Annotated in this window: 5 protein-coding genes and 1 pseudogene; 2 read left to right on the forward strand and 4 right to left on the reverse strand. The window is 62.0% G+C overall.

The features are described from left to right. Positions 1-136 precede the first annotated feature (136 nt). Positions 137-1,524: pseudogene (locus JNK99_RS14690) on the forward strand (IS5 family transposase); the annotation flags it as partial. Positions 1,525-1,645: 121 nt separating this feature from the next. Next, a complete protein-coding gene (locus JNK99_RS14695) occupies positions 1,646-2,425 on the forward strand; it encodes a ferritin-like domain-containing protein (RefSeq protein ID WP_291854350.1) in 780 nt (259 codons plus the stop codon). Here the strand turns inward: JNK99_RS14695 and JNK99_RS14700 are convergent. The 4 genes from JNK99_RS14700 to gcvP all read right to left on the reverse strand — a co-directional run. Next, complete coding sequence (locus JNK99_RS14700) at positions 2,422-2,739, reverse strand: DUF455 family protein (protein ID WP_291854352.1); 318 nt, start codon at positions 2,737-2,739, stop codon at positions 2,422-2,424. The genes JNK99_RS14695 and JNK99_RS14700 overlap by 4 nt on opposite strands. Then, on the reverse strand, positions 2,736-3,326 hold the full coding sequence (locus JNK99_RS14705; RefSeq protein ID WP_291854354.1) for a DUF2946 family protein: 591 nt from the start codon (positions 3,324-3,326) through the stop codon (positions 2,736-2,738). The genes JNK99_RS14700 and JNK99_RS14705 overlap by 4 nt, the downstream gene beginning before the upstream one ends. 102 nt (positions 3,327-3,428) lie before the next feature. Next, positions 3,429-3,911, reverse strand: a complete 483-nt coding sequence (locus JNK99_RS14710) for a glutathione peroxidase (protein ID WP_291854356.1) — start codon at positions 3,909-3,911, stop codon at positions 3,429-3,431. 147 nt (positions 3,912-4,058) lie between these two features. Next, positions 4,059-5,827: aminomethyl-transferring glycine dehydrogenase (gene gcvP / locus JNK99_RS14715; protein WP_291854358.1), on the reverse strand; the 1,769-nt coding region annotated here is incomplete at its 5' end.

A 5,827-nucleotide genomic window follows, 5' to 3' on the forward strand; every position in this document is an offset into this window, starting at 1 on the left:
GGGCGCTACGCGCCCTCATCGCTGCGGGCAACTCGGCAACGCCTTTCCAGCTCGAAGGAAATTTACAGAAAGTATGTTGCACTAACCCCGAGAAATTAGAATAGAGGCAACCGAAACCTGAGGGAAATCGAGCGAATTGCAGATGGCTACCGATGACTTTTTCCGCTCCCGGCTGGATCAGATGATTGACCTTCGGCACCCATTGGCGGCACTGGCAGAGCGAATCCCGTGGTCACAACTTGAAGTGACCCTGGCCCCCCCTTCGCCCGCCGGAGCCTCGAAGGCAAGGTGATCGAAAGCGACGACCTGTTTGGGTCGGCACGGCAAGTGGCCGGCGGTGGTACCAGTTCAGCCGGCCGTCCCCGCCTGCCGATTCGGCTCATGGCCGCACTGCTCTACCTCAAACACGCCTTCAACCTCAGTGACGAAGAACTCGTTGCCCGCTGGTCCGAGAATGTCGTCTGGCAATACTTCAGCGGTCTGGACTACTACACCCCGAAGCTGCCGTGCGATGCCACCCAGATCGGTCGCTTTCGTACCGCCATCGGCGAAGCCGGCGTCGAAGAACTGCTCAAGGCGACCATCGACACCGCCGTCCAGACCAAGGCCGTGCGCCCAGCCGAGTTCGAGCGGGTCATCGTGGATACGACCGTGCAAGAAAAGGCGAGCGCGCCTCCGGTCGACAGCCGCTTGCTGGAGATCGCCCGGGCCAAGGTCGTGCAAGGTGCCAAGCAGGTGGGCCTCACTCTGAAACAGACCTTCGTCAAGGAAGGTCGGGAATTGCGCCGCAAGGCCAGCGGCTCTGCGCACGCCAGGCAGTTCCTTCGCCTGCGGCGTACCGTCAAACGGCAGCGCACCCTCCTTGGCATCGTCCTGCGCGAAGTCCGGCGCAAGCTGACGACCGTCAGCAGCGACTGCGCCACGGCCATCACCCGTCTGAACACGCTGCTCGAACGCGCCGAACGCCTCCGCACGCAACAGACCCACGACAAGAACAAGCTCTACGCCCTGCCTGCCCCCGAAGTCGAGTGCATCAGCAAAGGCACAGCCCGCAAGCGCTACGAGTTCGGCGTCAAGGCCAGTATCCTCGTCACCCACAAGAGCGGTCTGGTGGTCGGCGCCCGCAGTTTCCCCGGCAATCCTTACGACGGGCACATTCTCGCGGCGCAAATGGAGCAGACCCACCTCCTGCTTGAAGACACTGGCAAATCACCCAGGCAGGTCTTCGTCGATCTGGGATACCGCGGGGTAGATCGCGACAATCCGAGCGTTGAAATCATTCACCGCGGCAAGTACCGATCGCTGACCCGACAGCAGCGCCGCTGTCTCAGGCGCCGACCAGCCGTCGAGCCGATCATTGGGCATTTGAAGTCGGACCACCGGATGGATCGCTGTTGGTTGCCAGGCCAACTCGGCGATACTCTGCACACGGTGCTGTGTGCCACCGGCTATAACCTGCGCTGGTTGTTGCGGGCGATGGTTCGCCTGGGACTGAAGGCGGCCTTTTTGCGCCTGCTGTGGCTCGCGCTGTGGGCGGTGATTTCAGGGGATGAACCTCGTCGGGCGTTGCGTCACGCGCCGGGCCTCGCGTTCCTGGGCTGGTAGGCGAATTTTGCAGGGCCGACTCTGTACAGGGCTTCAAAACATGCTCAGATCAAATGCCTTGGAGGCAATTTCCCTGACAACATATTCAGGGAAACTCTCTGCCACGGACTCTATCAACATTGATGACGTGATTGATAGTCAGGTTGTGTTGAATCCACCTGCCAACATTCCGGGGAGGGAAGGTGTCCCGGAACTAGTTCCTCATACACAACTTCGCAGGCGTTCAATGGCTACCGTCGAGGGGCGAGCCACATTGATTCATGCCTTGGCGCACATCGAACTGAATGCCATTAATCTTGGCTTGGATATCGTTTGGCGGTTTCCGGGAATGCCTGACCAGTTTTACCGTGACTGGATCAGAATTGCGAAGGAAGAGGCCTATCACTTTCGGCTGCTGAGCGAGCACCTTAACGAGTTAGGGAATAGCTATGGTGATTTTCCTGCGCACAATGGCCTTTGGGAGATGGCAGAGAAAACCCGAGATGATCTATTGGCACGACTGGCATTGGTTCCTCGGACTTTGGAGGCACGGGGGCTAGATGCCTCAGTACCGATCCGAGACAAGCTAAAGCAGGTTGGTGATGCCAAAGCGGCGGCCATTCTCGACATCATTTTGCGGGATGAGATCGGGCATGTGGCAGTTGGGAATCATTGGTACAAATATCTCTGCTCGCAACGTGGCCTAGACCCGGTATCGACGTATTCCATGTTGGCAGAGCAATACGGTGCCCCCAAATTGCGTGGCCCGTTTAATCTTGAAGCACGTAGAGCAGCAGGTTTTGATGACGCTGAACTCGCTGCACTGCAGATGCCTGGCTAAGCGACGAGCTTAAAAAATCTATCGTTACATTCATTAAATCCGAACTTGATCGCGTTGAGCTCGATATGGGCGAGCGAATGACAAAGTGCCGCACGTCCCTGGTGGCTGGTGACCGAGCGCGGCGCAAGTTGTGTCGGCGGTACCAGCAGCGGCCGGGAACTGCGGCCGGGCAGGGTTTCGGCGCACAGTCGGTGCACATCCGGGCTGGCCAGCGGGTCGTCACCTGTCGTGTGCGGGATGGCCGCGACGGCAGCGGACTTCTCGTCGGGGTCACCGATCAGCAGGGCGTCGAGAGCGAGTTGGCGCAGGTTCATGGCAGCTCTCCCGGCGCGGCGGCTTGCGGTGAGGCGACGAAACCGTAACGCCGTGCCACTTCGCTGCGACAGATGGATCGCACCGGCAGACGGGCGCTCCTCCAGGCGAGAGTCAGGGCACTGGCCTGCTTGATTCCTGGTGCCATGGCGGCGAGCACGTGGGCATCGTCGGCCGGTGTGTCGTCAGGCAGCCGGAGGCGGCCGCGCAGGGCGGGAAGATCCTGGTCGCAGAGCAGCGCCACGCCGTCGGGTATTTCGAGCAGCAGATTGCCCTCGTCGTCGAGGGCGGCAGCCAGCAGTTCGCTGATCGCTTCTCCGACGTGCGTCTCGAATTGATCCTCGCCAGTCAGGCGGATCACCCACGGGGTGTATTCGAGTTCGACAAAGACGCGCTGCGGGCCATTCTGAACGAAATAATTGCCCGCCTGGTCATGGCCGTACTGCCGGCTCAGGAAATCGTTCAGTCCACGATGAGTGACCACGTCGCCGCGCAAACGCCAGCGGCCGCGGCGGTCGAGTGACAGCCAGCCGTAGCAGGCGGGCACGTCCGGCCAGCGCAGCATGGCGCTGAGGTCAGGCGTCAGCATCGGGTTGCGCGAGCGGTGTGGGCAGCGACGAGGGCAGCGACGAGGGCAGCGACGAGGGCAGCGACGAGGGCAGCGGGCGCCGGAGGGTGCTGAGAGAGGCGATCAGAGTAGTGCCTCGATGTCGCGTTCGATGCGGTCCGGGGCGGTTGCCGGCGCATAACGCTGGATCACTTCGCCCCTGCGGTCGACCAGGAATTTGGTGAAGTTCCATTTGATTCCCGCGCTGCCGAGCAGTCCCGGGGCTGCCTGTTTCAGGTGTTGGTAGAGCGGATGGGTGTGCTCCCCGTTGACCTCGATCTTGGCAAACATCGGAAAGCTGACGCCATAGTTCTTCTGGCAGAAGCTGGCGATTTCCCCGGCGTCGCCGGGTTCCTGCGCACCGAACTGGTTGCACGGGAAGCCGAGAATCACCAGGCCACGCTCGCGGTAGCGCCGATACAGGTCTTCCAGACCGGCGTACTGTGGCGTGAAGCCACAGTTGCTCGCGGTGTTGACGATCAGCAGGACCTTGCCTGCGTAGTCGGCCAGCGACTGGCGGCTGCCGTCGAGGCGCTCGGCGGTGATCTGATGGATTGCTGTGTTCATGCTCTTGTCTCCGGGGGCGGGGTCGTGTGCGGGGCAGGCGGCAGTTTACTCAGAAACCACCGCGCCGGTTGGGATGGTCGTACCAGTTGGCGGGGTGTCGCCGGATCGATCATGTGCGACCAGCGTGCAACCCCGGCGCGCCGTGTGCTAAGGCACGTAGTCGTCGGCCGGGACGCAGGCACAGAACAGGTGACGATCGCCATAGACGTCGTCCACCCGGTTGACACTCGGCCAGAACTTGTTCTCCGCCACCCAGGGCAGCGGGAAGGCAGCCTGCCGGCGGCTGTAAGGCCGATTCCAGTTGTCGTCCGCGATATCCGCCTGGGTATGCGGCGCATGCTTGAGCGGATTGTCGTCGGCCGGCCATTGCCCGAGCTCGATCTGGCGGATCTCTTCGCGAATGCTGATCATCGCCGCGACGAAGCGGTCGAGCTCGTTCTTTGCCTCCGATTCGGTCGGCTCGACCATCATCGTTCCGGCGACCGGGAAGCTGACCGTCGGACTATGGAAACCGTAGTCCATCAGTCGCTTGGCGATGTCGATCTCGGAAATTCCGGTAGCCGCCTTGAGCGGACGGATGTCGAGGATGCATTCATGTGCGACCCGGCCATTCCGGCCGGTGTAGAGCACGGGGTAATGCGGTTGCAGGCGACGACCGAGGTAGTTTGCGTTGAGGATGGCAATTTCGGTGGCGCGTGTCAGTCCGCTGCCACCCAGCATGGCGATGTACATCCAGGAGATCGGCAGGATCGACGCCGAACCCCAGGGTGCCGCAGCGATTGCCCCTTGGCCGAGGTGCGGGCCGCTGACCGGCTGCACCCCGTGGTTGGCCATGAACGGCGCGAGATGCGCCTTGAGGCCGATGGGACCCATTCCCGGGCCGCCGCCGCCATGCGGAATGCAGAAGGTCTTGTGCAGGTTCATGTGGCTGACATCGGCGCCGATCACGGCGGGAGATGTCAGGCCGACCTGGGCGTTGAGATTGGCTCCGTCCATGTACACCTGGCCGCCGTGCTCATGAACGATGGCGCAAATGTCCCTGATCGACTCCTCGAAGACGCCATGCGTCGATGGATAGGTGACCATCAGGCAGGCGAGATTGGCCGCATGCTGCGCCGCCTTGGTTGTCAGGTCGGCGACGTCGATATTGCCGGAGTCGTCGCATTCGACCACCACCACGCGCATGCCGCACATTTGCGCAGTGGCGGGATTGGTGCCGTGCGCCGATTTCGGGATCAGACAAACGGTGCGCTGCGTCTCGCCGCGGCTGGCATGGTAGCGGGCGATGGCGACGAGACCGGCGTACTCGCCCTGTGCGCCCGAGTTGGGCTGCATGCAGACGGCGTCGAAGCCGGTGATCGCCTTGAGCCAGGTTTCCAGTTCGCTGATCATCTGCAGGTAACCCTGCGCCTGATCAAGCGGCGCAAAGGGGTGCATGTCGCTGAACTCCGGCCAGCTGATCGGGATCATTTCACTGCTGGCGTTCAGCTTCATGGTGCACGAACCGAGTGAGATCATCGAGTGATCGAGTGCCAGATCACGGTTCTGCAGCTTCTTGAGATAGCGCAGCATCTGGTGCTCGGTGTGGTGCGTGTTGAATACCGGATGGCCGAGAATCGCATCCCGGCGCAGGAAGGCGGCTGGCAGGGCGGGGTCTTCCAGGCGCAATTGCTCATCGAGCGGGCCGAAGTCGGCATGGATGCCGGCGATCAGCTTGATCAGGGTACTGATGTCGGTACGGGTGGTCTTTTCGTTGACCGCGATGCCGAGCACGCCTGGGGAGACCTGGCGGAGGTTGTAGCCTGCCTCGAGCGCCGCCTTGCCGGCGCTCAGCGCGTGGCTGCCGAGGTTTACCCGCAGGGTGTCGAAGAAATGCCGGGTGAGAACCTTGATGCCGGCCCGGCGCAAGCCTTCGG

The sequence above is a fragment of the Accumulibacter sp. genome, assembly GCF_016789985.1.
Taxonomy (GTDB): Bacteria; Pseudomonadota; Gammaproteobacteria; order Burkholderiales; family Rhodocyclaceae; genus Accumulibacter.

Excerpts from the sequence above, each read along its gene's own strand:
- JNK99_RS14695 (WP_291854350.1), top strand. The coding sequence starts at position 1,646 with ATGCTCAGATCAAATGCCTTGGAGGCAATTTCCCTGACAACATATTCA.
- JNK99_RS14700 (WP_291854352.1), bottom strand. The coding sequence starts at position 2,739 with ATGAACCTGCGCCAACTCGCTCTCGACGCCCTGCTGATCGGTGACCCC.
- JNK99_RS14705 (WP_291854354.1), bottom strand. The coding sequence starts at position 3,326 with ATGCTGACGCCTGACCTCAGCGCCATGCTGCGCTGGCCGGACGTGCCC.
- JNK99_RS14710 (WP_291854356.1), bottom strand. The coding sequence starts at position 3,911 with ATGAACACAGCAATCCATCAGATCACCGCCGAGCGCCTCGACGGCAGC.